Annotated in this window: 21 protein-coding genes and 1 pseudogene; 13 read left to right on the top strand and 9 right to left on the bottom strand. The window is 71.4% G+C overall.

The window, feature by feature from the left end; all coding sequences use genetic code 11:
* From MCAG_RS32685 to MCAG_RS29765, 3 genes and pseudogenes are all read right to left on the bottom strand, one after another.
* Positions 1-78 (bottom strand): annotated as a pseudogene (locus MCAG_RS32685) (DNA-3-methyladenine glycosylase I); the annotation flags it as partial.
* A 153-nt stretch (positions 79-231) separates the two neighbouring features.
* Positions 232-729, bottom strand: a complete 498-nt coding sequence (locus MCAG_RS17975; protein ID WP_007074400.1) for an SRPBCC family protein — start codon at positions 727-729, stop codon at positions 232-234.
* On the bottom strand, positions 726-1322 hold the full coding sequence (locus MCAG_RS29765; protein WP_083802305.1) for a DivIVA domain-containing protein: 597 nt from the start codon (positions 1320-1322) through the stop codon (positions 726-728). The genes MCAG_RS17975 and MCAG_RS29765 overlap by 4 nt, the downstream gene beginning before the upstream one ends.
* 168 nt (positions 1323-1490) lie before the next feature.
* On the opposite strand from MCAG_RS29765, the gene folP reads away from it, so the two are divergent.
* The gene (folP, locus tag MCAG_RS17965; RefSeq protein WP_007074398.1) at positions 1491-2360 is read left to right on the top strand and encodes a dihydropteroate synthase; all 870 of its coding nucleotides are present in this window, start codon (positions 1491-1493) and stop codon (positions 2358-2360) included.
* Between the two features lie 79 nt (positions 2361-2439).
* On the opposite strand, the gene MCAG_RS17960 is transcribed toward folP, so the two are convergent.
* Entirely contained in the window at positions 2440-2817 is a 378-nt protein-coding gene (locus MCAG_RS17960; protein ID WP_007074397.1) for an NADH-quinone oxidoreductase subunit A, read from the bottom strand.
* A 131-nt stretch (positions 2818-2948) separates the two neighbouring features.
* On the opposite strand from MCAG_RS17960, the gene MCAG_RS17955 reads away from it, so the two are divergent.
* The 3 genes from MCAG_RS17955 to MCAG_RS17945 all read left to right on the top strand — a co-directional run bounded on the left by MCAG_RS17955 (position 2949) and on the right by MCAG_RS17945 (position 7552).
* Complete coding sequence (locus tag MCAG_RS17955) at positions 2949-4343, top strand: hypothetical protein (protein WP_007074396.1); 1395 nt, start codon at positions 2949-2951, stop codon at positions 4341-4343.
* 337 nt (positions 4344-4680) lie between these two features.
* Positions 4681-6525: a 2-oxoacid:acceptor oxidoreductase subunit alpha gene (locus MCAG_RS17950; protein WP_036374028.1), complete on the top strand. Its 1845-nt coding sequence runs from the start codon at positions 4681-4683 to the stop codon at positions 6523-6525.
* Positions 6518-7552 carry a 2-oxoacid:ferredoxin oxidoreductase subunit beta gene (locus MCAG_RS17945; protein WP_007074394.1) on the top strand — a complete coding sequence of 345 codons (1035 nt, stop codon included), beginning with the start codon at positions 6518-6520 and terminating at the stop codon, positions 7550-7552. Before MCAG_RS17950 ends, MCAG_RS17945 begins: the two co-directional genes overlap by 8 nt.
* A 94-nt stretch (positions 7553-7646) precedes the next feature.
* On the opposite strand, the gene MCAG_RS17940 is transcribed toward MCAG_RS17945, so the two are convergent.
* Positions 7647-8663: a TrkA family potassium uptake protein gene (locus MCAG_RS17940; protein WP_036374025.1), complete on the bottom strand. Its 1017-nt coding sequence runs from the start codon at positions 8661-8663 to the stop codon at positions 7647-7649.
* Positions 8664-8869: 206 nt separating this feature from the next.
* On the opposite strand from MCAG_RS17940, the gene MCAG_RS17935 reads away from it, so the two are divergent.
* Positions 8870-9517, top strand: coding sequence for a helix-turn-helix domain-containing protein (locus MCAG_RS17935; protein ID WP_036374022.1), 648 nt, complete (start codon positions 8870-8872; stop codon positions 9515-9517).
* Positions 9518-9651: 134 nt separating this feature from the next.
* Positions 9652-10248 (top strand): ClpP family protease, encoded by a 597-nt coding sequence (locus tag MCAG_RS17930; RefSeq protein ID WP_036374019.1) that lies wholly within the window; start codon positions 9652-9654, stop codon positions 10246-10248.
* Positions 10249-10301: 53 nt separating this feature from the next.
* On the opposite strand, the gene MCAG_RS17925 is transcribed toward MCAG_RS17930, so the two are convergent.
* Positions 10302-10658 carry a helix-turn-helix domain-containing protein gene (locus MCAG_RS17925; RefSeq protein WP_036374017.1) on the bottom strand — a complete coding sequence of 119 codons (357 nt, stop codon included), beginning with the start codon at positions 10656-10658 and terminating at the stop codon, positions 10302-10304.
* A 137-nt stretch (positions 10659-10795) separates the two neighbouring features.
* Between MCAG_RS17925 and MCAG_RS17920 the strand changes: the two genes are divergently transcribed.
* Together MCAG_RS17920 and MCAG_RS31055 are read left to right on the top strand one after the other, a co-directional pair.
* Positions 10796-11644: an SDR family oxidoreductase gene (locus MCAG_RS17920; protein WP_036377427.1), complete on the top strand. Its 849-nt coding sequence runs from the start codon at positions 10796-10798 to the stop codon at positions 11642-11644.
* A 256-nt stretch (positions 11645-11900) separates the two neighbouring features.
* Positions 11901-12119 carry a hypothetical protein gene (locus MCAG_RS31055; RefSeq protein ID WP_007074388.1) on the top strand — a complete coding sequence of 73 codons (219 nt, stop codon included), beginning with the start codon at positions 11901-11903 and terminating at the stop codon, positions 12117-12119.
* Positions 12120-12197: 78 nt separating this feature from the next.
* Here the strand turns inward: MCAG_RS31055 and MCAG_RS17915 are convergent, their stop codons facing one another.
* Positions 12198-13181, bottom strand: coding sequence for an NAD(P)-dependent alcohol dehydrogenase (locus tag MCAG_RS17915; RefSeq protein WP_007074387.1), 984 nt, complete (start codon positions 13179-13181; stop codon positions 12198-12200).
* A gap of 113 nt (positions 13182-13294) precedes the next feature.
* Here MCAG_RS17915 and MCAG_RS17910 point away from each other — a divergent pair, with 113 nt between their 5' ends.
* Positions 13295-14011, top strand: coding sequence for a TetR/AcrR family transcriptional regulator (locus MCAG_RS17910; protein WP_007074386.1), 717 nt, complete (start codon positions 13295-13297; stop codon positions 14009-14011).
* Between the two features lie 214 nt (positions 14012-14225).
* Here MCAG_RS17910 and MCAG_RS17905 read toward each other — a convergent pair whose 3' ends face one another.
* Together MCAG_RS17905 and MCAG_RS17900 are read right to left on the bottom strand one after the other, a co-directional pair.
* Positions 14226-15245, bottom strand: coding sequence for a CU044_5270 family protein (locus MCAG_RS17905; RefSeq protein ID WP_007074385.1), 1020 nt, complete (start codon positions 15243-15245; stop codon positions 14226-14228).
* Positions 15245-15799 carry an RNA polymerase sigma factor gene (locus MCAG_RS17900; protein WP_007074384.1) on the bottom strand — a complete coding sequence of 185 codons (555 nt, stop codon included), beginning with the start codon at positions 15797-15799 and terminating at the stop codon, positions 15245-15247. The genes MCAG_RS17905 and MCAG_RS17900 overlap by 1 nt, the downstream gene beginning before the upstream one ends.
* A 965-nt stretch (positions 15800-16764) precedes the next feature.
* Between MCAG_RS17900 and MCAG_RS17890 the strand changes: the two genes are divergently transcribed.
* The 4 genes from MCAG_RS17890 (at position 16765) to MCAG_RS17875 (ending at position 20679) form a co-directional block, all read left to right on the top strand.
* Entirely contained in the window at positions 16765-17730 is a 966-nt protein-coding gene (locus MCAG_RS17890) for a GNAT family N-acetyltransferase (protein ID WP_157548546.1), read from the top strand.
* 235 nt (positions 17731-17965) lie between these two features.
* Positions 17966-18577 carry an AAA family ATPase gene (locus MCAG_RS17885; RefSeq protein ID WP_369751368.1) on the top strand — a complete coding sequence of 204 codons (612 nt, stop codon included), beginning with the start codon at positions 17966-17968 and terminating at the stop codon, positions 18575-18577.
* A 321-nt stretch (positions 18578-18898) separates the two neighbouring features.
* On the top strand, positions 18899-19558 hold the full coding sequence (locus MCAG_RS17880; protein ID WP_036377425.1) for a response regulator transcription factor: 660 nt from the start codon (positions 18899-18901) through the stop codon (positions 19556-19558).
* 41 nt (positions 19559-19599) lie between these two features.
* The gene (locus tag MCAG_RS17875; RefSeq protein ID WP_232290214.1) at positions 19600-20679 is read left to right on the top strand and encodes a sensor histidine kinase; all 1080 of its coding nucleotides are present in this window, start codon (positions 19600-19602) and stop codon (positions 20677-20679) included.
* The last annotated feature ends 90 nt before the right edge of the window (positions 20680-20769 follow it).

The raw sequence follows: 20769 nt of genomic DNA, 5'->3' as shown, positions 1-20769 counted from the left end.
CCGGTCGTGGTAGGCGACGTAGTCCGCGGTGCTCGCCCCCCACGCGCAGCGGGGCAGCCCGTCCGCGCCGATCACCAGGTCAGTCACGGCGTACACGCTAGCGGGAGCCACCGACCGGGTGCGGGCGTGCCGGTGTGGTGGCGGTGTCAGCCCCTCGGGATGACGCCATGCCGGCGATCTGGCGCGAACGCCGCGACCCGAGGCGGCAGGTTGGCGCGCCCGGGCGGGCGGTCAGGGCAGGCGCCCCTGCTCGACCAGTCGGCCGAACTTCTTCAGCGCCTGGGTGAGGCTGACCTTGGAGCCGGGCCAGAGCACCGGCCAGGCCACCCGCCCGGCGGCGCCGCCCGGCAGGTGGAACCACTCGTGCCAGACGACCTGGGTGCGACCGCCCTCGATCTGGGTGCAGCGCAGCACCCCGGGGCCGCGCAGCAGCCGGCCGCAGTGCACCACGCCGATCTCGTACGGCGCGTCGACCCGGACCACCCGCATCTCGTCGCGCAGGACCGCCGGCCCGAGCGCGGTGACGGCCTCCACGAGGCTGCCCTCGCCCCCGTCGCCCTCGACGACCCGGACGGTGGTGAACGGGATCCAGTCGGACTGCCGTTCCCAGGCCAGCAGGCCGGCGAACACCCGGGCGGCCGGCGCGTTGACGATCACCGTGGCGGTGACCTCGCCGGCACCGGGGTGGGCCGCCTCGCGGAGGCCGTCGGCGTCGGCCGAGCCGGTCACGCCGGCTCCGACCCGACCCGCCGCCCGTCGGCCGGGTTCGTCGGCTCGCGGTCGCCGGGCTCCCGGGCGGCGGCCACGGACGTGCCGACGGTGTCCCGGGCGGTTCCCGGGGCGGACGCGTCGCCGGCCCGCCCGGCGGGACCGGGGTCGGCAGCGGTCACGGTGAGGTCGGCCCCGGTGGCGGCGACAGTGGCCTCGGTGGCGGTGGCGTCGGCTCCCTCGGCGGCGGCAGCGGCAGCCGCCTGCTCGCGGATCTGCCGCAGCGCGTCGGCGTCGGCGACCCGTCCCTCGCGCAACGCCGTGACCTCCGCCTCCAGCACGCCGATCAGCTCGGACTTGTACCCGATGTCGTAGGCCGCCCGGCGCAACACCTGGTCGACCTGGGACATCCGGTACCCGCGCAGCGCCGTGTCGAAACGGACCGCACCCACGTCGGACTCGCGCAGTGGCCGGCTGCCCGGCAGCGGAACGGCCTGCCCGTCCGGCTCGACCGGCGCGAGGCCGGGATCACGGCCGGTGACCAACACCGTCACCCCGAAGACCACCGCCGCGACGGTGAGCGCGACGACCAACATGAGCAGCACCTGACCCATGCAGAGATCGTGGCACGGGAACGGGCCGGGAGCGACCCCGCCGGGCGGGTCCTCCCACAGATCGGTGCAAATCTGTTGGTCGTACCGCCCGGAACGGTCACCGGGCGACCGGCTAGCGTCGGAGGGCGGCCGGGTCACCCGGCCGGCGGCGGCAGATCGGGAGGCGGCATGGCCGGGGCGCTTCGGCTCGGGAGTCGGACCTTCGCACCGGGCGAACTGGTGGTGATGGCCATCGTCAACCGCACGCCCGACTCGTTCTTCGACCGGGGGGCGACCTTCGCGCAGGACAGCGCGCTGCGCGCGGTGGAGCGGGCGGTGACCGAGGGCGCGGAGATCATCGACATCGGCGGGGTCAAGGCCGGCCCCGGCGACGAGGTGGACGTGGCCGAGGAGATCCGCCGCACGGTGGACACCATCGCCGCCGTCCGGGCCGCCTTCCCGGACGTGGTCATCTCCATCGACACCTGGCGGGCCGAGGTGGCCGTGGAGGCGGTCGCCGCCGGCGCCGACCTGCTCAACGACACCTGGTCGGGGGCGGACCCGGCGCTCGCCCGGGTCGCCGCCGAGACCGGGGCCGGGCTGGTCTGCTCACACGCGGGCGGGCTGGAACCGCGCACCCGCCCGCACCGGGCGGCCTTCGCCGACGTGGTGGCCGACGTGGTCGCGACGGTGACCGGCCTCGCCGAGCGCGCGGTCGCCCTGGGGGTACGCCCCGACGGCGTCCTCATCGACCCGGCGCACGACTTCGGCAAGAACACCCGGCACTCGCTGGAGATCACCCGCCGGCTCGACGAGCTCTCCGGCACCGGCTGGCCGCTGCTGGTCGCCCTGTCCAACAAGGACTTCGTCGGCGAGACGCTGGACCTGCCCGTGATTGAACGGCTGGAGGGCACCCTCGCGGCGACCGCGGTGTCGGCCTGGCTGGGCGCCCGGGTGTTCCGCGCCCACCAGGTGAGGCCCACCCGGCGGGTGCTGGACATGGTGGCGTCGATCCGGGGCGACCGCCCGCCGGCCCGCACCCGGCGCGGGCTGGCCTGACCGGTCGCCGGCGCATCCCGGGGCCGGGTGGCACGGCCCGCTGGGCGCGATCGGCGGCACGGCTGCGCGCGGGCGGGGCTCAGGTCCAGCGGAGGATGTTCTTGCGCCAGGCGTAGAGGATGCCGAGCGCCAGCACGCCCACGAAGACGCCCATCTCGGCGACCGTGACCAGCCCGAATCCGGGCCGGTCGAAGACCACGGCCCACGGGAAGAGGAAGACCGCCTCGACCGCGAACAACACGTACAGGTACGCGTACACGTAGTAGCGGATCTGCATCTGGGCCCAGTCGCCGCCCACCGGGTCGAGGCCGCACTCGTAGCTCGCCCGCTTGCCGGGCGGATCAGTCGGACGGGCGGGCCGTAACACCCGGCTGGCGGAGAACGCCGTAACGAAGAGGAGGGCGCTGGCGAGCAGCAACAGCCCGAGCGTCGCGTACGAGCCCAGGTAACCGGTCACGGTGGGTCAGCCTACCGTGCCGGGACCGGGGTCGTACCGGACACGTTACGGAACTGTTTCTCAGCGGGACTAGTGCCACCTGGCAACTGTTAACGAATAATGAACCGTCACCGACCGCCGGCGGAGGAGAGATGGCCCGCGTGGACGTACGCCCCGTTCGGCGGGGAGCCGACCGACGCCTCGCGGCGCTGCTCGCCGCGTCCCTGGCGGTCGGGATGCTGGCCTCGGTCGCGGCCTTGCCCGACTGGGCCACGGCCGCGCCGACGGCGGCCCGTGCGGCGGCCGGCCTTCCGGAACGCCCGGCCGGCGACCCCGGCGACGAGAGCCCACCGGTCGAGCCCACCGCCACCGGGGTGCCGCCGACCCTGCCGCCGCCGGAGACCACCGCCCCGTCCCCCACGCCCACCGGGCCGTCGCCCAGCACACCGGCCGGCCCCACCGATCCGCTCCCCACCACCCCGCCCGCGACCACCACCGCTGTCCCGCCCCCGACCACCGCACCGTCGGTGCGCACCTCGGCCCCCGGTCCGGGCAAGCCGGCAGCGGGCCGGCTCGGCGTGCGGGTGAGCACCGACGACGTGACGCTGACCCACGCGTACTGGAACGCGGACGGCACCACAACCGCGCTGCGGGTCACCGTGACCAACACCGGCGACGTCGCGGAGCAGGTCCGGCTCTCGTACACCCTGCCGGCCGGCCTGACCGACGCGGGCACCGCCGGTTGCGCGCCGGCCGACGGCGGCGGGCACCTCTGCGGCGCGTGGACGACCGCGGCCGGCGCGTGGTTCAGCACCCTGATCAAGGTGCGGGTCGACGGCGACGCCTGGCGGCGGATGCCGCTCAGCGGCGCGGTCCGGGTGAGCGCCACCGCCCCGGGGGTGACCGGGGCGGCCGACGACAACGAGGGCTTCGCGGTGCTCTTCCCGCCGGGGCCGCCGGTGCCGGGCATCGCGCTGCGGGCCGACGGGGTGACGTTCGACATCAGCGGGAGCGCCAGCCAGCTGGGCGTCCGGCTGGGCAACACCGGCAAGGTCGACGCGGACGGCCGGATCGAGGTGGTCCTGCCCGACGGGGTCACGGTCCCGGCCCCGCCGGCCGGCTGCGCCGCGCTGAGCGCCACCCGCACCAGGTGCGACGTCGGCGCGGTGCCGGCCGGTGGGGCCGCCACCCTTCGACTCACGGTCAGCGCGACCGCCGAGGCGCAGCGCGACACGCCGCTGGCCGGCGCCGTGGTCGGCCGCCTCGACCCGCGTAGCGGGCGGGCCCGCCAGATGCAGACGAGCTTCCGGATCACCGCGGCAGCCGCCATGGCCACGCCGATCGTCACGCCCGCACCGGTCGGCTCCCAGGGCGTGCTCGCCGCCGGGGCCCGCCGCGACTCCGGCGGCGGGCTCACCTCGGTGCGGCGCACCGCAGTCGCCCTGATCGTGGTCTCGGTGCTGCTGGTGGCGCTGGCGCTCGCGCTGGCCACCACCTCGCTGCGCCGCCGGCTCGTCGACCCGCCCGACCCGGCCCCCATGGACTGACCGGGTCCCCTCGGACCGGCCACCCGTCGTCCGGATTGGGGAGCGACGCCCCCGGCGACCGGCCCCGCGACCGGTGATCCTGATTACGGCGGCCAGGGCAAATCACCTCATAACTGGCGATAACCACCCGGAATCCGTTCCCACTCGGCGGACCACCGGTCAGGTTCGACACCCCATCCGACGTAGGCTCTCGGGTAGGAATTACAGACCGGACCGGACCACCCACGGGCGGTACGGGGGCAGCGCTGTGTCAAGGAGGTCACGTGGCCGGGCAAGGCGAGGTCATCACCATGTTCAGCCGCCCGCACGACCGCGCAGAGCGAAGCGAGGGGCAGGCGTGACGAAGCAGATCCGTCAACTCGATCGGGTGGTCATCCGGTTCGCCGGCGACTCCGGCGACGGCATGCAGCTGACCGGCGACCGGTTCACCTCCGAGACGGCCCAGCTGGGCAACGACATCTCCACGTTGCCCAACTTCCCGGCCGAGATCCGGGCCCCCGCAGGGACCCTGCCGGGCGTGTCGAGCTTCCAGGTGCACTTCGCCGACTACGACATCCTCACCCCGGGCGACGCGCCGAACGTGCTGGTCGCGATGAACCCGGCCGCTCTCAAGGCCAACCTGGCCGACCTGCCGCGTGGCGCGGACATCATCGTGAACACCGACGAGTTCACCAAGCGCAACCTCGCCAAGGTCGGATACCAGACCAGCCCGCTGGACGACGACTCCCTCGCCGGGTACGTGGTGCACCCCGTCGCGCTCACCTCGATGACCGTCAGGGCGCTCGCCGACCAGGAGGTGTCCAAGAAGGACGCCGAGCGGGCCAAGAACATGTTCGCCCTCGGCCTGCTCTCCTGGATGTACTCCCGCCCCTACTCCTCGACGCTGCGTTTCCTGGAGCGCAAGTTCGCCAAGCGCCCCGCACTGGTCGCGGCGAACGTCGCGGCCTTCCGGGCCGGCTGGAACTTCGGCGAGACCACCGACTCCTTCTCGGTCCGGTACGAGGTGAAGCCGGCGAAGATGGTGCCGGGCACCTACCGCAACATCACCGGCAACGCGGCGCTCTCCCTCGGCCTGGTGGCCGCGGGCGTCCGCTCCGGCCTGCCGGTGTTCCTCGGTGCGTACCCGATCACCCCGGCCTCGGACATCCTGCACGAGCTGAGCAAGCACAAGCGGTTCGGCGTGATCACCATGCAGGCCGAGGACGAGATCGCCGCCGTCGGCGCGGCGCTCGGCGCGTCGTACGGCGGCTCGCTCGGCGTCACCACCACCAGCGGCCCCGGCGTGGCGCTCAAGAGCGAGACGATCTCGCTGGCGGTGGCGCTGGAGCTGCCGCTGGTCATCGTGGACGTACAGCGGGCCGGGCCGTCGACGGGCATGCCCACCAAGACCGAGCAGGCCGACCTCAACATGGCCCTGCACGGCCGGCACGGCGAGGCCCCGGTCGCGGTGATCGCCCCGAAGTCCCCCTCGGACTGCTTCCACGCGGCGATCGAGGCGGCCCGGATCGCGCTGACCTACCGCACCCCGGTGATCCTGCTGTCGGACAACTACGTCGCCAACGGCTCTGAGCCGTGGCTGCTGCCCGACGTGGAGTCCCTGCCCGACCTGCGGGTCGAGTTCGCCACCGCGCCCAACGGCGACAACGGCACCTTCCTGCCGTACCTGCGCGACCCGCAGACCCTGGCCCGGCCGTGGGCCATCCCGGGCACCCCGGGGCTGGAGCACCGCATCGGCGGCCTGGAGAAGGCCGACAAGACCGGCGACATCTCGTACGACCCGGCGAACCACGACTTCATGGTGCGTACCCGGGCGGCCCGGATCGAGACGATCCCGGTGCCGGACGTCGAGGTGGAGGACCCGGACGGCAACGCCCGGATGCTGGTGCTGGGCTGGGGCTCGACGTACGGCCCGATCGGCGCCGCCTGCCGGCGGCTGCGCCAGCGCGGTTTCTCCGTCGCCCAGGCGCACCTGCGGCACCTGGCCCCGATGCCGGCCAACCTCGGCGAGGTGCTGCGCTCCTACGACCGGGTGGTCATCCCCGAGATGAACCTCGGCCAGCTCGCCCACGTGATCCGGGGCAAGTACCTGGTCGACGCCATCGGCTACAACCAGGTCCGCGGCCTGCCGTTCACGGCCACCGAGCTGGAGACGATGCTGGAAGAGGTCCTGAAGAATGTCTGAGCCCGTCGCCCTCAAGCTCACCGCGAAGGACTTCAAGTCCGACCAGGAGGTGCGCTGGTGCCCCGGCTGCGGTGACTACGCGATCCTCGCCGCCGTGCAGCAGTTCATGCCGGAACTCAACATCCCCCGGGAACGGATCGTCTTCGTCTCCGGCATCGGCTGCTCGTCCCGGTTCCCGTACTACATGAACACCTACGGGATGCACTCGATCCACGGCCGCGCCCCGGCGATCGCAACGGGCCTGTCGGTGTCCCGCCCGGACCTGTCCGTGTGGGTCGTCACCGGCGACGGCGACGCACTGTCGATCGGCGGCAACCACCTCATCCACGCGCTGCGTCGCAACGTCAACCTGAAGATCCTGCTGTTCAACAACCGGATCTACGGCCTGACCAAGGGGCAGTACTCGCCGACCTCCGAGGTCGGCAAGATCACCAAGTCGACCCCGGCCGGCTCGGCGGACGCCCCGTTCAACCCGCTCTCGCTGGCCCTGGGCGCGGAGGCCAGCTTCGTCGGCCGCACCATCGACTCCGACCGCAAGCACCTCCAGTCGGTGCTGCGGGCCGCCGCCGAGCACCAGGGCTCGGCGTTCGTGGAGATCTACCAGAACTGCAACATCTTCAACGACGGGGCGTTCGACCAGCTCAAGGAGCCGGGCACCCGGGACGACTTCCTGATCCGGCTGGAGCACGGGCAGCCCATCACCTTCGGTGCCGAGGGGCGGTTCTGCGTCGTACACCCGCCGGGCGGCTTCGGGCTGGAGGTCCGGGAAACCGCGTCGGTCCGTCCGGAGGAGATCGTCGTGCACGACGCGACGGTCGCCGACCCGGCGTACGCGTTCGCGCTCTCCCGGCTGCCGGGGCTCGACCTGAGCAACACCCCGATCGGCGTGTTCCGCTCTGTCGACCGACCGTCCTACGACAGCGTTGTCCAGGGCCAGGTCGAGGCGGCGAAGGCAGGGGTCACCGAGACGCCGGAGCAGCAGCTCGCCGGCCTGCTGGGCAGCGGCGACACCTGGACGATCCTCTGATTTCGTCCCGCCCGTACGACGACAGGGCCCGGCACCGGAAGGTGCCGGGCCCTGTCGTCCGGCCCGCAAGAAGCGCGTCGGGAACCGGGCCCCGTCAGCCCGGCGTGCCGGCGGGCTGCGGACGGTCGTCACGCACGTGCACGAGCATGTCGCCGGTTTCGATGACCGCGGCTGCCCGGTCGGAGAGCGTGACCACCTTGCCCCGCCGGACCAGCGCGATGACGAGGGTGTCCAGCTCGCGCGGGGAGCGGCCGACCTCGCTGCGTTCCGCCGACCGCATGGCCAGCGCCATGCCCTGACCGGGGGTCAGCAGGTCCTCCACCACGTCGATCAGCGGCGGCGCGGAGGTGGACAGGCCGAGTAGCCGGCCGGCCGTGGCGGAGGAGACGATCACGTGGTGGGCGCCGCTCTGCTTGAGCAGCGGCGCGTTCTCGGCCTCCCGGGCCGCCGCGATGATCCGCACCTGGCCGACGGTGAGCTGCCGGACGGTGAGCGCCACCAGGACCGACGCGTCGTCGCTGTCGGTCGCGATGATCACCGCCTTGGCGTTGCGTACGTGCGCCTCGTTCAGCACGGAGGAGCGGGTCGCCGACCCCTCGATCGCGACCAGCCCGGCGGAGGTCGCCTGCCGCAGTGCCCCCGGACTGCGCTCGACCACCACGATTCGGGACTTGTCCAGGCCGTTCTCCAGCAGAGCCGAGACCGCGCTGCGGCCCTTGGTGCCGTAGCCGCAGATGATGACGTGGTCCTTCACGCTTCTCCTCCACCGCGTAAGACGACGGCCGGTCCGGTACTGCTCGGTCAGGACTTCCAGGGTGGTGCCGACCAGGATGATCAGGAAGAGCACCCGGGCCGGGGTGACGAACAGGACGTTGACCAGCCGGGCGGACGGCGCCGCCGGCGTGATGTCGCCGTACCCGGTGGTGGAGAGCGAAACCACCGCGTAGTAGAAGCAGTCGAGGAGCGTAAGACCGTCCTCGTTGACGTCACGGTAGCCGTCCCGGTCGAGGTAGACCGCGGTGACGACGGCGAGGACCAGGCCCAGGGCGGCGGCCAGACGCAGGCTCAGCGCGCTCAACGGGCCTCGCCGCTGCGCGGGAAAATGGATCACCGTCGCTGCTCCGCCTCCGTCGCCTGCACGTGCACAACATAGCTGGTACGGGCCGGCCCAGCCCGGCAGGCCGGTAGGTCACCGGTGGTAGGGACGCGGTCACCTCGTCGGGACCGAGCCCCGGCCGCCGACGCACGTCCGGGTCGGTGTGCGGCCCGTCGAACCGGCATGATGGGGGCAGTAGTGCCCACCACGAGGAGGCCCGGATGTCGTTGCTGCGGCGGGTGATCGGCGGAGTGCTGCGCCGGGTGCGGCAGCGCCAGGGCCGCACCCTGCGCGAGGTGGCCGAGGCGGCGGGGGTGTCCCTGCCGTACCTCTCCGAGGTCGAGCGCGGGCGCAAGGAGGCCAGCTCCGAGGTGCTGGCGGCGATCTGCCGCGCCCTCGGCATCGGCCTGTCGGACCTGCTGGAGGAGGCCCGCGACGACCTGCGCCGGGTCGAGCGGCGGCTGCCGGCCGCGCCCCGCGCGGCCCTGGCCCGCCTGGACCCGGTGGTGCCGGTGGGGGGCGAGACGAGCCCGCGCCCGCGCCTCGGGTTCCACGCCGACGCTTCCGCGCCGCAGTCGGGCGGGACGCCTCGGGTGCAGTGCCCCGCGCCGGTGTCCGCCGGCCGGGTGCTCCGGCTCGGCGGGGTCACCCCGTCTGCGGGCGGCCGGCTGCTGCACGTCGGCGGGGCGGGATTCGGCGCGCCTGTGGCGTCGGTGGGCGGGGCGGTGGGGCACCTCGGATCGGCCGGGCACGTGTGGCCGATCCGGCTGTTCGCCTCCGCGCCGCTGCGGCGTCCCGCCGCGCGTACCGCCCGGGTGCTGGCCCGGCGGCGGGCTCGGGCGGGCCGGCGGCGGCTGACCGTTCGCTAGGCCCGGCCGGTTCTGCCGACGGCGGATCTGCCGCCGGCAGAAACGCTGGGACCGCGCCCCCGGCCGGGCGGACGCTGGGGGCACCGGTTCCCCTGGGCGGCTCCCGTCGCCTGCCGGCGGCGTGGAGGCTCGTGATGATCAGGTACGACGTACGGATGCGGAACGGCGGTCAGCCGTCCTTCGACGACCAGGTCTTCCAGCAGTTGCTGCGGGAACGGATCATCTTCCTCGGCACGGAGGTCACCGACGAGTCGGCCAACCAGATCTGCGCGCAGCTCCTGCTGCTGGCGGCCGAGGACAGCGAGCGGGACATCCATCTCTACATCAACTCGCCGGGCGGCTCGGTGAGCGCCGGGATGGCCGTCTACGACACCATGCGGTACGTCCGCAACGACGTGGCCACCCTCGCGCTCGGCATGGCCGGCTCGATGGGCCAGTTCCTGCTCTGCGCGGGCACCGCCGGCAAGCGGTACGCCCTGCCCCACTCGCGGATCATGATGCACCAGCCGTCGGGCGGGTTCGGCGGCACGGTGGCCGACATCACCATCCAGGCAGAGAACATGCTGCACGTCAAGCGCACCATGCAGGAGCTGATCGCCCGGCACAGCGGGCGCACCCTGGAGCAGATCCGGCAGGACTGGGACCGGGACCGCTGGTTCACCGCCGAGGAGGCCCGGGAGTACGGCCTGGTCGACCAGGTACTCACCCGGGTCGACCAGCTGGCGGCCTGACCGGGGGCTCGGTCGACCGGCGCGGGGCGGTGCGGCCGGGCGACCCAGCGGTGTCAGCCGGCGGTGTCGTAGCGGACGCGGGCGGCCTCGACCTCACCAAGGTGGGTCGTCGCCCACGCCTCCAGCCCGCCCACCAGGTCGAGCAGGCTGCGCCCGAGGTCGGTCAGCGCGTAGTCGACCCGGGGCGGGACGGCGGCGTGCACGGTGCGGGTGATCAGGCCGTCGCGCTCCAGCCCGCGCAGCGTCTGGGTGAGCATCTTCTGGCTCACTCCCTCGATGTGCCGGGCCAGCTCGCTGAAGCGCTTTTCGCCGGCGGCGAGGGTGAGGACGACGAGCACGCTCCACCGGTCGCCGATCCGGTCGAGGACCTGCCGGCTGCCGCAGTTGCGGGCGAACGGAGTGGGTTCCATGCCTTCACTCTCCATCAGTTAGTGCCTTACTTCAAGGTGCCTACTCTCCAACGGGAAGTCATGGCGAAAGCATCCCGTTGCACCGGACGACGGATCCGACCCCGGAGATCGTCTTCGCCACCGAGAGGGAGCACACCATGTCCATCGTCGTCACCGGAGCCTCCGGCCACCTTGGCCGGCTGATCGTCTCCTCGCTGCTTGACCGGGGCATACCGGCCGGCGAGATCGTCGCGCTCGGCCGGGACACCGACAGGCTCGCCGACCTCGCCGACCGCGGCGTGACAACACGGCAGGCCGACTACACAGACCCCGATTCGCTGCGCAGCGCGTTCGCCGGGGCCGACAAGCTGATGTTCGTCTCCGGCAGCGAGATCGGGCAGCGCATCGCCCAGCACCGCAACGTCGTCGCCGCCGCCCGCGAGGCCGGCGTCGGGCTGGTCGTCTACACCAGCATCGCCAACGCCGACCGCTCCGGCATGATCCTCGCCAGCGAACACCTGGCCACCGAGCGGGAGATCGTCGGCGCGGGCCTGCCGTACGTGATCCTGCGCAACGGCTGGTACCTGGAGAACTACACCGGCCAGGTCCCGACGTACCTCCAGTTCGGGGTGACCGGATCGGCGGGTGACGGGCGGGTCAGCGCCGCGACCCGCGCGGACCTCGCCGAGGCCGCCGCCGCGGCGCTCACCGGCGCGGCGGAGACCAACCGGGTGTACGAGCTGGGCGGCGAGGCGTTCACCCTGACCGAACTGGCCGAGGAGGTGTCCCGGCAGACCGGACGCGCCGTCGGGTACACCGACCTGCCGGTGGAGAAGTTCACGGAGGTGCTGGTCGGCGCCGGCCTGCCCGAGGGCTTCGCCGCCGTCCTCGCCGACAGCGACCGCGGCCTGTCCCGGGGCGCGCTGCACGTCGACGGCGACGACCTGGCGAAGCTGATCGGCCGGCGGCCGACCACTCTCGCCGAGGCGCTGCGCGCCGTGCTCTGAGCCGCCGCCGTGGCCCCGCCCGCCGGTGCGCGGGCGGGGCTCACGGTGCCTTCGATCCGTTTATCGCCAGTGTCCGAATGCCCGGTTGGTGAACGCCGGTCGATCGGCCCGTCGCCTGGTCGTGCCGTTTGGACGGCGGTAGAGCACCGGTTCCCGGCCGGCGCGCCGGCCGGGGCGGCCGCCTCCCGGCCCGCTCCCGAAATTCGCTCACCGTCGCGACTGACGCCGCCACCACGCCTGCTGGTACGGTCGCAAGGTGATCGTCGAGGAACACTGGTGGAACGGGGACGCGACCAAGCGAGGGCGTCGCGACGTCTACATCCGTACCGATGGTCAGCGCTGGGAGGTTCAGGCGCAGATCGGTGGTGAGCACGGCCGCTCAGAGGTGCTGGAATGCTCCAGCCACAGCTCCGCGAGCATCCTCGCGGGGGCGTGGCGCGGGGGCAACCCCGCCTGGCGGGAACTGCGACGCTGAGCGTCGCCCGCCGGGGGCCAGGCCCGCTGGCGGCACTCGCCGACTTCGGGGCGCGGCTGGGGATGCGCAGGTGACGGGTCAGATGGTGATGACCACTTTGGCTCGCGCGTGTTCGCCCTCCAGGTACCGAATGGCTCGGGGCACCTCGCGCAGCGGGTAGGTCCGGTCGACGACCGGGGTGAGTCGCCCGGCCTCGGCGTGGGCACGAAGCGTGTCGAGGTGTTGCCGGCCCGGTGCCGTGGTGAGAACGGCGATGCGGTGACGGACGAACGGTGCCACCAGGCGTCCGCGCGCGATGAGCCCGACCGGTCCGACGAGGCTGCCGCCCTGGTACACACCTCCGCCGGAGAGCACCAGCGTCCCGGTCGGGGTCAGCGCCCGCCGCAGTGCGGTGAGTGACCGGTTGCCGACCAGGTCGAACACCAGATCGTGGCGACCTGCCTCACGGGTGAAGTCGTCGCGGGTGTAGTCGACGACGCGGTCGGCGCCGAGGGAGCGGACCAGGTCGACGTTGCGGGTGCTGCACACCGCGGTGACGGTGGCGTCGAACGCCTTGGCCAACTGCACGGCCAGGGTGCCCACGCCGCCGGATGCGCCGTTGACGAGGACCCGGTGGCCGGGCTCGACCCGCCCGACGTCGCGCAGCCCCATGAGCGCGGTGACGCCGGCCAGTGGCAGGGCTGCCGCCTGCTGCGGGGTCAGGTTCGCCGGCTTCGGTGCGACCAAGACCTCGGGCACACACACGTACTCGGCGAACGCGCCGTTGGCGTCGCCGAGGTCGCCGAAGACGGCGTCGCCCGGGCGCACCTGCCGAACGTCGGCCCCGACGGCCTCGACCCGGCCGGCGAAGTCGCGGCCCCGAATGCGCGCCCGGGGCCGCGACCGGCCGAGGGCCAACCGCGCCATCCGCGGGTCGCCACGCATGACATGCCAGTCGTACGCGTTGAGCGCGGCGGCTTCGACCCGCACGAGCACTTCGCCGGCCGCCGGCTGCGGCACGTCGACGTCCGCGAGCGTGAGCGTCTCCGGTGGACCGTACCTGTCCTGAACGATCGCCTTCATTCTCGCCTCCTGAGAAGGTGTACGCCGTACACCTTCTCAGGAATAGTAGGTGTACGCCGTACACCCGTCAAGGTGGTTAAGGTTTCAAACGCTGCCGGAAGACGGGGACGGAGATGGCTGAACAGGCTGAGACGCTGCGCAGAGTGCCGCTGAGCAGGGACCGGATCCTGCGCGCCGCCATCGCGCTCGCCGACGCGGCCGGGATCGACTCCCTCAGCATGCGCAACCTCGCCCAAGAGCTGGGCGTCGTCCCGATGGCCCTCTACAAGCACGTGGCCAACAAGGACGAACTGATAGCCGGCATGATCGACATGGTCGTCGGCGAGATCGACCCGCCGCTGCCCGACGCCGACTGGAAGCACACGGTCCGCGAACGCGTCCTCTCCGCGCGGCAGGCGCTCCGACGCCACCCGTGGGCACCGCTCGCGATCGAGTCGCGAACCACGGCGACGCCGGCCATCCTCGCCTACCTCGACTCGGTGGTCGGGACGCTGCGGGCAGGCGGATTCTCCACCGACCTCGCCCACCACGTGATGCACGCCATGGGCAGCCGGATCCTGGGCTTCAGCCAGGAACTGTTCGACACCTCCCGGCACGCCGGCCGCTCCGGACCGGCCAATTCGGACCCGCCGGCGGAGCTACCGCCGAAATTCGCGGCCCGGTTCCCGCACCTCGCGGAGATTGCCACGGCGGCGTCCCACGACGACGGCTCGGTCGTGGGACAGGGCTGCGACGACCAGTTCGAGTTCGAGTTCGCACTGGACCTCCTGCTGGACGGCATCGAGCGGCTGCAACAGCAACGCTGGACGTCGTCGCACCGTCCCCGCTGAGCCAGCCAGTCAGAAGCGCAGCGCCGTGCAGCGTGACATCCGCGGCAGCGAGCGGCAGGCGCGCTCACCGCAGCCGCCCAGCCGTAGGTCACCCTTGGCCGGAATGATTCGTGCACCCTCCCAGCCGGTTGCCGCATGCCAGGCACGGAACAGGACATGCCGCATCGTCAAGCGCGACCGGGGCCACCGTAGAGGCGGCCCCGGCACCGGCAATTCAGTTGAGTCGATCGGTCCAGGCAGTATCGAGTAGTACCTGGTACGCGCTGATCCGTACCGGCGAGAGGGTCAGCCGCTCGTAAGCGAGCAGTTCGCCCGTGTTCGGATCGAAGATCAGCAAGGACTGCGCGTTGTGCTCGCGGTCGTCGAAGGTGATGGCTACACCCTTCCGGCCGGCCCGATCGGTTACCTGTCCCCGCCACAGGAACCCAGGCACATTGGCAAGGACCCGCAAGATCTCAGATCGCGTCTGACGCGGAACCACATACCGCCCGTACACCATGCTGACCTCCTTGCTGACGGTTCCGGCGCCGAACGTGACCTTGAGCAGTTCGTTCAGCTGCGCTCGACCCGACGGCAGCGGCGCGAGGTTCTTCGGTGGCAGCGGAATGCTGTCAGGCGCGCGGGTGGCGGAGGCGGCAGCCTTGGGCTTGAGGTTGCGCTGCCAGTAGTCCCGAGACTCCTGGTCCGGATACTGCGGCTCGAGTTGAACCGTGACCTGCTTACCGGTGCCGTCGGCAGCCTGCCAGACCTTGGTATCGGCCGCGAAAGCGACGTGGTGGCGACCGTCGGGAGACGTCATCACCGGGTCGCCCCACGTCCTCGTCTGGTGGTACATGTACCGGCCCGTACTGTTGTCGTACTCCGCATCGACAAGGCTGCTCGCCAACGCGCGCAGTTGCCTCCCAGCATCATGGCCGCCAGAGCCGTACGCCACCGGCACGAGCACCACCCCCGGATCCGCCCCGGGCGGCGGACTGGCGATCTGCGAGGCATCCGGGCTGAGCGGGCCGAACGTTTGGGCGATTGCTGCGGCGCCGACCGCTACCGCCAGCGTCCCGGCCGTCAGAACCAGCCTGCGCGTCGGGCGTGCCTGGCGGCGATCGGCGACCGGCTCGGCGATAGCCTCCGCTCGGACGATCAGATCGTGTGCCGAAAGCCGGGGCGGTGCGAGGGTGCCGTGCCGGGCCGGGTCAGCCGGACCGAGGAGGGTACGCGTTCGCTCTTCTCCGAACATCACATGACCTTTCGAGGACTGGCCAACACCGGCTGCTGTGCCAGCGGTGCAGCTCGGTACGACATCGCTTCGTTGAGGCGCCTACGGGCGCGGTGCAGACGCACCGCAGCGGTGGTACGGGTACAGCCGAGGACCTGAGCGGCCTCGGAAACTGTCAGTTCCTCCCACCCGACCAACCGGAGGATTTCCTGATCGAGGTCGGCGAGGGTGGCTAGAGCGGCCTGTAGGTCGGCGACGCCCACGGTCGCGTCGGCGCCGAACACGCCTGGCTCCCGCAGAAGGCCAGCGTCGGCAATCGCTAGCACATCCGGCGCGGCTCTCCGAGCTCGCCATGCGTTCGCAAGCAGGCGACGAGCCACCCCGTACAGCCAGGGCAGGCTGCGGTCCGGAACCTCGCGGCGACGCCGCCAGGCGATGACGAACACCTCCTGAGCGAGTTCAGCCGCCGCGTCCAGATCGGCAAGCCGACGCTGGCCGTACTTCACAACCTGTCCGTATTCGGCGGTGTAGACCCTGGTGAACCAATCCTCATCGCGCTTTCCCGGTGGACCCATCCAAGACTCCCGCCTGGTTGACGAACTCTCACCCTGGCTTGTGTCACCACCGGTCCGATGATTACCGACCTCCACCGGAGCGGGCCTTCGACGGGCTCCCACAAGCCTCAGCATCTGCTTCCGTTCAGGGCCCATCCTGCGGAACTCACGAATCTCCTCGTCGGGGCAGTCGCCAGACCATCCCTACCCCGTGAACCGGGCATCGCCCCCGGAGTGCATCAAGCTGCCCAACGGGGAACTGCGGATCGAGCGGCGGGACCTGCGGGCCTGGCTGGAACAGCACCGGGAGGCGACGTGAAGTCGCGTGAGGTGCGGATCCGAGGCATTCAGATCAACGCGCTGGCGGGCCGCAAGAAGTCGTACGCCGTTCGGTGGATGGTGGGGGCGGGGCCGAATGGCGGTTGTTCCGCGGCGACCGGGGGCAACGTGGTGGCGTCGTCGACGTACTCCCGGGTCTGGAAGGAGGCACGGCGGTTGAGCCTGCCGCCGGCGGGTGGCCTCTCCCCTGGCCGGTCGCCCGTACGACCTGCGGCACGCCGGGGTGTCGCCGAGGTCGCTGACGCCTTGTCGGCTGCCGTCGCTGGGCACTCGTGATCGTCGGCCGGCTTGGCTGTACGGATTGCTGCAGCCGAATGGCTCAGAGAGTGTGGAGACGGCCAGGGGTCGCACCGCAGTGACCTGGCTTGACCAGCGCGACCGCGCCGGCAGCTACGCCCGGGGTTGACCGCCGTTGACCCCCGGCTTCCGCGCCAACGGGCACGGCGTGCAACCGGTGCGAGGAAAAACCCGTGACAGTCTTCGGGCCTTGCCCGGTAGCATCGCCGCAGATTTAGGCATCATCCGATCTTGATGCGCACTCCAGGCGCGTTGGGCGAGGATGGGCCTTATTGCCCTATACCCTAAGGTGCGATTGGACCGATTTGCCTAGTCCTTCTGTTGATTCCGGCGCTGCCGTTGTGATCGAAATGTTCGACTCGGCTCATTTGGATCGTGCGGCAGAAATTCTCGCCGCCCGGCATCAGCGCGACTTTGCGCTCGAGCGGGCGCTGGGCGGGCGCTTCGGCGTCCTGGAAGAGTGCCGGACCCTTCTGGAACAAGCGTGGGAAGACGGGTCTCGTGGTGCGGTTGCGGTGCGGGGAGGTGCAGTAACCGGCTACCTGCTGGCCCGGGCCGGGGAGGGGCAGCGCGGCCGTCACTGTTGGACGCTGCCGCAGTGTGCCGCTTACGCCCTGGACGAGGGTCCGGTGGTTCTGAAGCGACTGTACGCCCATCTGTCAGGTCAGTGGGTTGCCGACGGACGCTTGCACCACTACACGGAGCCTCCTGCCGCCGATCTTCCGCTGTGGCTGACGCTCGGATTCGGGCACGAGCAGGTCCACGGCATCATGGATGTCTCCGCGAAGACCCTGGTGGAGGCGCCGCGTGGTGTCCGTCTGGCAGATCCCGCCGATATCGATGCCCTGCAGCCACTGCTTGGCCTCATCAACGAGGCGCATGCGGCACCCCCGGTGTTCGCGTTCACCGACCAGCCGATGTGGGACATACTGCGATCCGGTCACTTGGAGCTGTTGAATGATCCAACCGTGGCGTACTGGGTGTCCGAGGGACAGGACAGCATCGATGGTTTCGTGGTCATGCGCCCTGTTCCCGACGATGAGTCCTCGATCCTCAAGCCCCGGGGCTCGGTTGAACTGTTCCTGGCCTCGACGGCTCCACACGCTCGCGGCACGGGAGTTGGACGCAGGCTGACCGAGTGGGCGCTGGCAGACGCGGCGCACCGGGGATTCACGGTCTGCGTTACTGGCTGGCGGGCAACGAATCCGCTCTCGTCCGTCTTCTGGCCCAACCGGGGATTCCGGCCTGTCGCCTATCGACTCCACCGCATCCTGGACCCGCGGCTCACGGGTCCCGAACACGTCTCGGGGCTCTGATCGGGGCCCTGCCCTGCCGTCAGCCGTTGATGCGTCGACTCCGGTGCAGGTGGCCTCCCGGCTGGCCGGACGGCCGTACGACCTGCGGCACGCGACGGTGTCGCTGTGGCTGAACTCCGGCGTGCCGGCAACCACCGTCGCCGCGCGGCCGAGATTGACGGCGACCGGCCGGACCGGGATGTGCTGGCCCGGCTCGCCCTCGTCCTGACCGGACGAGCGGCGATGCCAGGATGGGATCACGGGCGCGGGGGAGCTGCACGGGAGAAAGCCCGAACAGGACACGATCGCCGAACTGTTGGCGAGGGCCAAGGCGGGCACCAGCTCATCGCTGGTGCTGCGCGGCGAGCCCGGCATCGGCAAGACCGCCCTGCTCGACCACGCCGCCGCGGCGGCCGGGGCCATGCGGCTGCTCCGCGGTACGGGGGTCGAGTTCGAGGCGGAGCTGCCGTTCTCGGAGCTGCAGTTGCTGCTGCGCCCGGCGCTCGGATCCCTCGCCGCGCTGCCCGGACCGCAGCGAGAGGCGCTGGAAGCGGCGTTCGGGCTCGGGCCCACGACCGGCTCCGACCCGACGCTGGTCGGGCTGGCGGTGCTCTTCCTGCTGACGGAGTACGCGGACGAAACCGGGCTGCTGTGCCTCGTCGACGACGCGCAGTGGCTCGACCGGGCCTCCCGGGAGGCTCTCCTGTTCGCCGCCCGGCGCCTGCACGCCGAGAGCGTGGCCATGTTGTGGTGGGTGTCCACGGCGCCGCCGAGGCTGAAGACCAGCCCACCGAACTGCCCCTGGACGGCCGCGATGGTCGCGTCGAGCCCGTCCCTGCCCTGCACCGAGACCAGCGGGTCGGTGTAGACCGCACCGTCGGCGAAGACCTCCCGGAGAATGGCCTGTCGCGCGGCGGCGTTGGTCTGTTCCAGGCGGCAAGGTAGCGCTGGAGCAGCTCCGTGATGTCGCTCATGTCTGTCTCCGCAGTGGTCGGGCTCTCTGGCGACCACCACGTTATGGGCCCGGGAACGACGGGGAATCTGACGCGCTTAGGTACTTTCGCGCGCGCCTTCAGTACGCGGACGACTGGCACCGGCGTTCAGATCCGCCGGCCCCCGGCCGAGCCGCCCCGCCGTACCGGAAAAAGATCACCCGCTCGGCCGCCTGATGATCTGGTACGAATCGTGGGTGATCCGAGTACTGGTGGTCGACGACGAGGCGCTGGTCAGGATGGGCTTCCAGCACATCCTGAACGCAGCCGACGGTATCCAGACTGCCGCCGCCGTTTCCGGGGACCAGGCGCTGCAGGCCGTGCAGGAGTTGCGTCCCGACTTAGTGCTGCTGGACATCCGGATGCCCGACGTCGACGGCCTGACCATCCTGCAGAGCATCCGCCGGCTGCCCGCACCGCCGGTCGTGGCCATGCTGACCACGTTCGACACCGATGAGTACGTCACCGCCGCGCTCAGGGCGGGGGCGGCCGGTTTCCTGTTGAAGGACACCGACCCGGAGCAGCTGGGGCATCTCGTGCGCACCCTCGCGGCCGGTGACACGGTGCTGGCGTCCAAGGTCACCCGTACGGTCGTCGACGGCTTCCTGAGGAGTGGCGGCGACGAGCACGCCGTACGCGCCGTGCAGCGGCTCACCGAGCGGGAACGCGAGGTGCTGACGCTGCTGGCCGACGGCCTGTCGAACAGCGAGATCGGCGGCCGCATGTTCCTCAGCGCCGGCACCGTGAAAGACCACGTCAGCGCGATCCTCACCAAGCTGGGTGTGGACAACCGCGTGCGGGCGGCGCTGCTCGCCGAGCGCGCCGGCCTGCTGAGCTGCCGACCAGGCGACCGGTGAGGGGGCGCCCGGTTCCCGCGCCGCTGGTCGACCTCGGGCTGGTGGCGATCGCGCTGCTGGACGTCTGGATCCAGCTCGGCTTCCATAACCGGATCGGCCTTGTCGGGGCCCTCGTCGCCTGCGCCGCGCTGATGTTCCGGCGCCAGGCGCCGCTGGCGGTCTTTGTGGCGACCCTGCCCGCGGTGTTGCTCACCTGGGCCGTATTCGCGAACCTGATCGCCCTGTACGCCCTGGCGGCTCGCAGCCGCAACCGGAAGCTGCTGGCCGTGTGCGTGCTCACCAGTGCGATCTTCAGCGTGCTTCCGTGGCCGGCGTCGGAGCTTGACAGTGATTTTGCTGATTTGTCCAACAGCACCAGTTTCCTATGGTTGTTGTACAGCCTGACCACCTCCGCGGCACCGGTCTTCCTCGGCCAGCTGATCCTGGCACGGCGCGACCTGGCCGCCCGGCTCGATGAGATCACCGAGTCCCGCGCGCACGAGGAACTGCTCATCATGCAGAACGTGTTGGCCACCGAGCGCGCCCAGCTGGCTCGCGAGATGCACGACGTGGTTTCGCACCAGGTCAGCCTGATCTCGGTTCGGGCGGGTGCGTTGCAGGTCAGCACGAGCGACTCGGAGACCAGACAGGCCGCGGCCACGATCCGGCAGCTCAGTGTGCGGACCCTGGAAGAGCTGCGCTACATGGTCAACGTGCTACGTGCCTCCGGTAGCCGGCCGACCGACCTGACCCCGCAGCCGACCCTCAACCAGCTGGCTGACCTCGTCGCAGGCAGCGCCGTCGACGCCCGGCTCAACCTTGGTCTGCCTGCCGGCGCCGAACTGTCGCCGCCGGTTCAGCGCGCCATCTACCGAACCGTCCAGGAAGGTCTCACCAACGTCCGCAAGCACGCCTCCGGATCCACTGCTCTGGTCGAGATCTGCTGGGACGACGGCGCCATCCGCACGACGGTGACCAACACTGCGCCGACCCGGCCAGTGCTGCCGCTGCCCAGCGGCAAGCACGGGCTCGCCGGCCTGCGCCAGCGCGCGGAACTGCTGGGCGGCACCCTACGGGCGGAACCGACCGACGACCACGGGTTCCGGCTCGACCTGCGGTTGCCGGCCAACCGCGGCGGCTGACAGGGTCTCGGCCACCCCTTCCCGCTGTTTCGGTGGGATGGCGGGCCTGCCGGCGCATGGCGCGGTTGTCGAGCAGGGCTGCGGCGTGGT

The sequence above is a fragment of the Micromonospora sp. ATCC 39149 genome (assembly GCF_000158815.1).
In the GTDB taxonomy this organism is placed as follows: domain Bacteria; phylum Actinomycetota; class Actinomycetes; order Mycobacteriales; family Micromonosporaceae; genus Micromonospora.
Note: the sequence above shows the minus strand (reverse complement) of the source record. Positions and strands in the feature narration are given on the sequence as shown.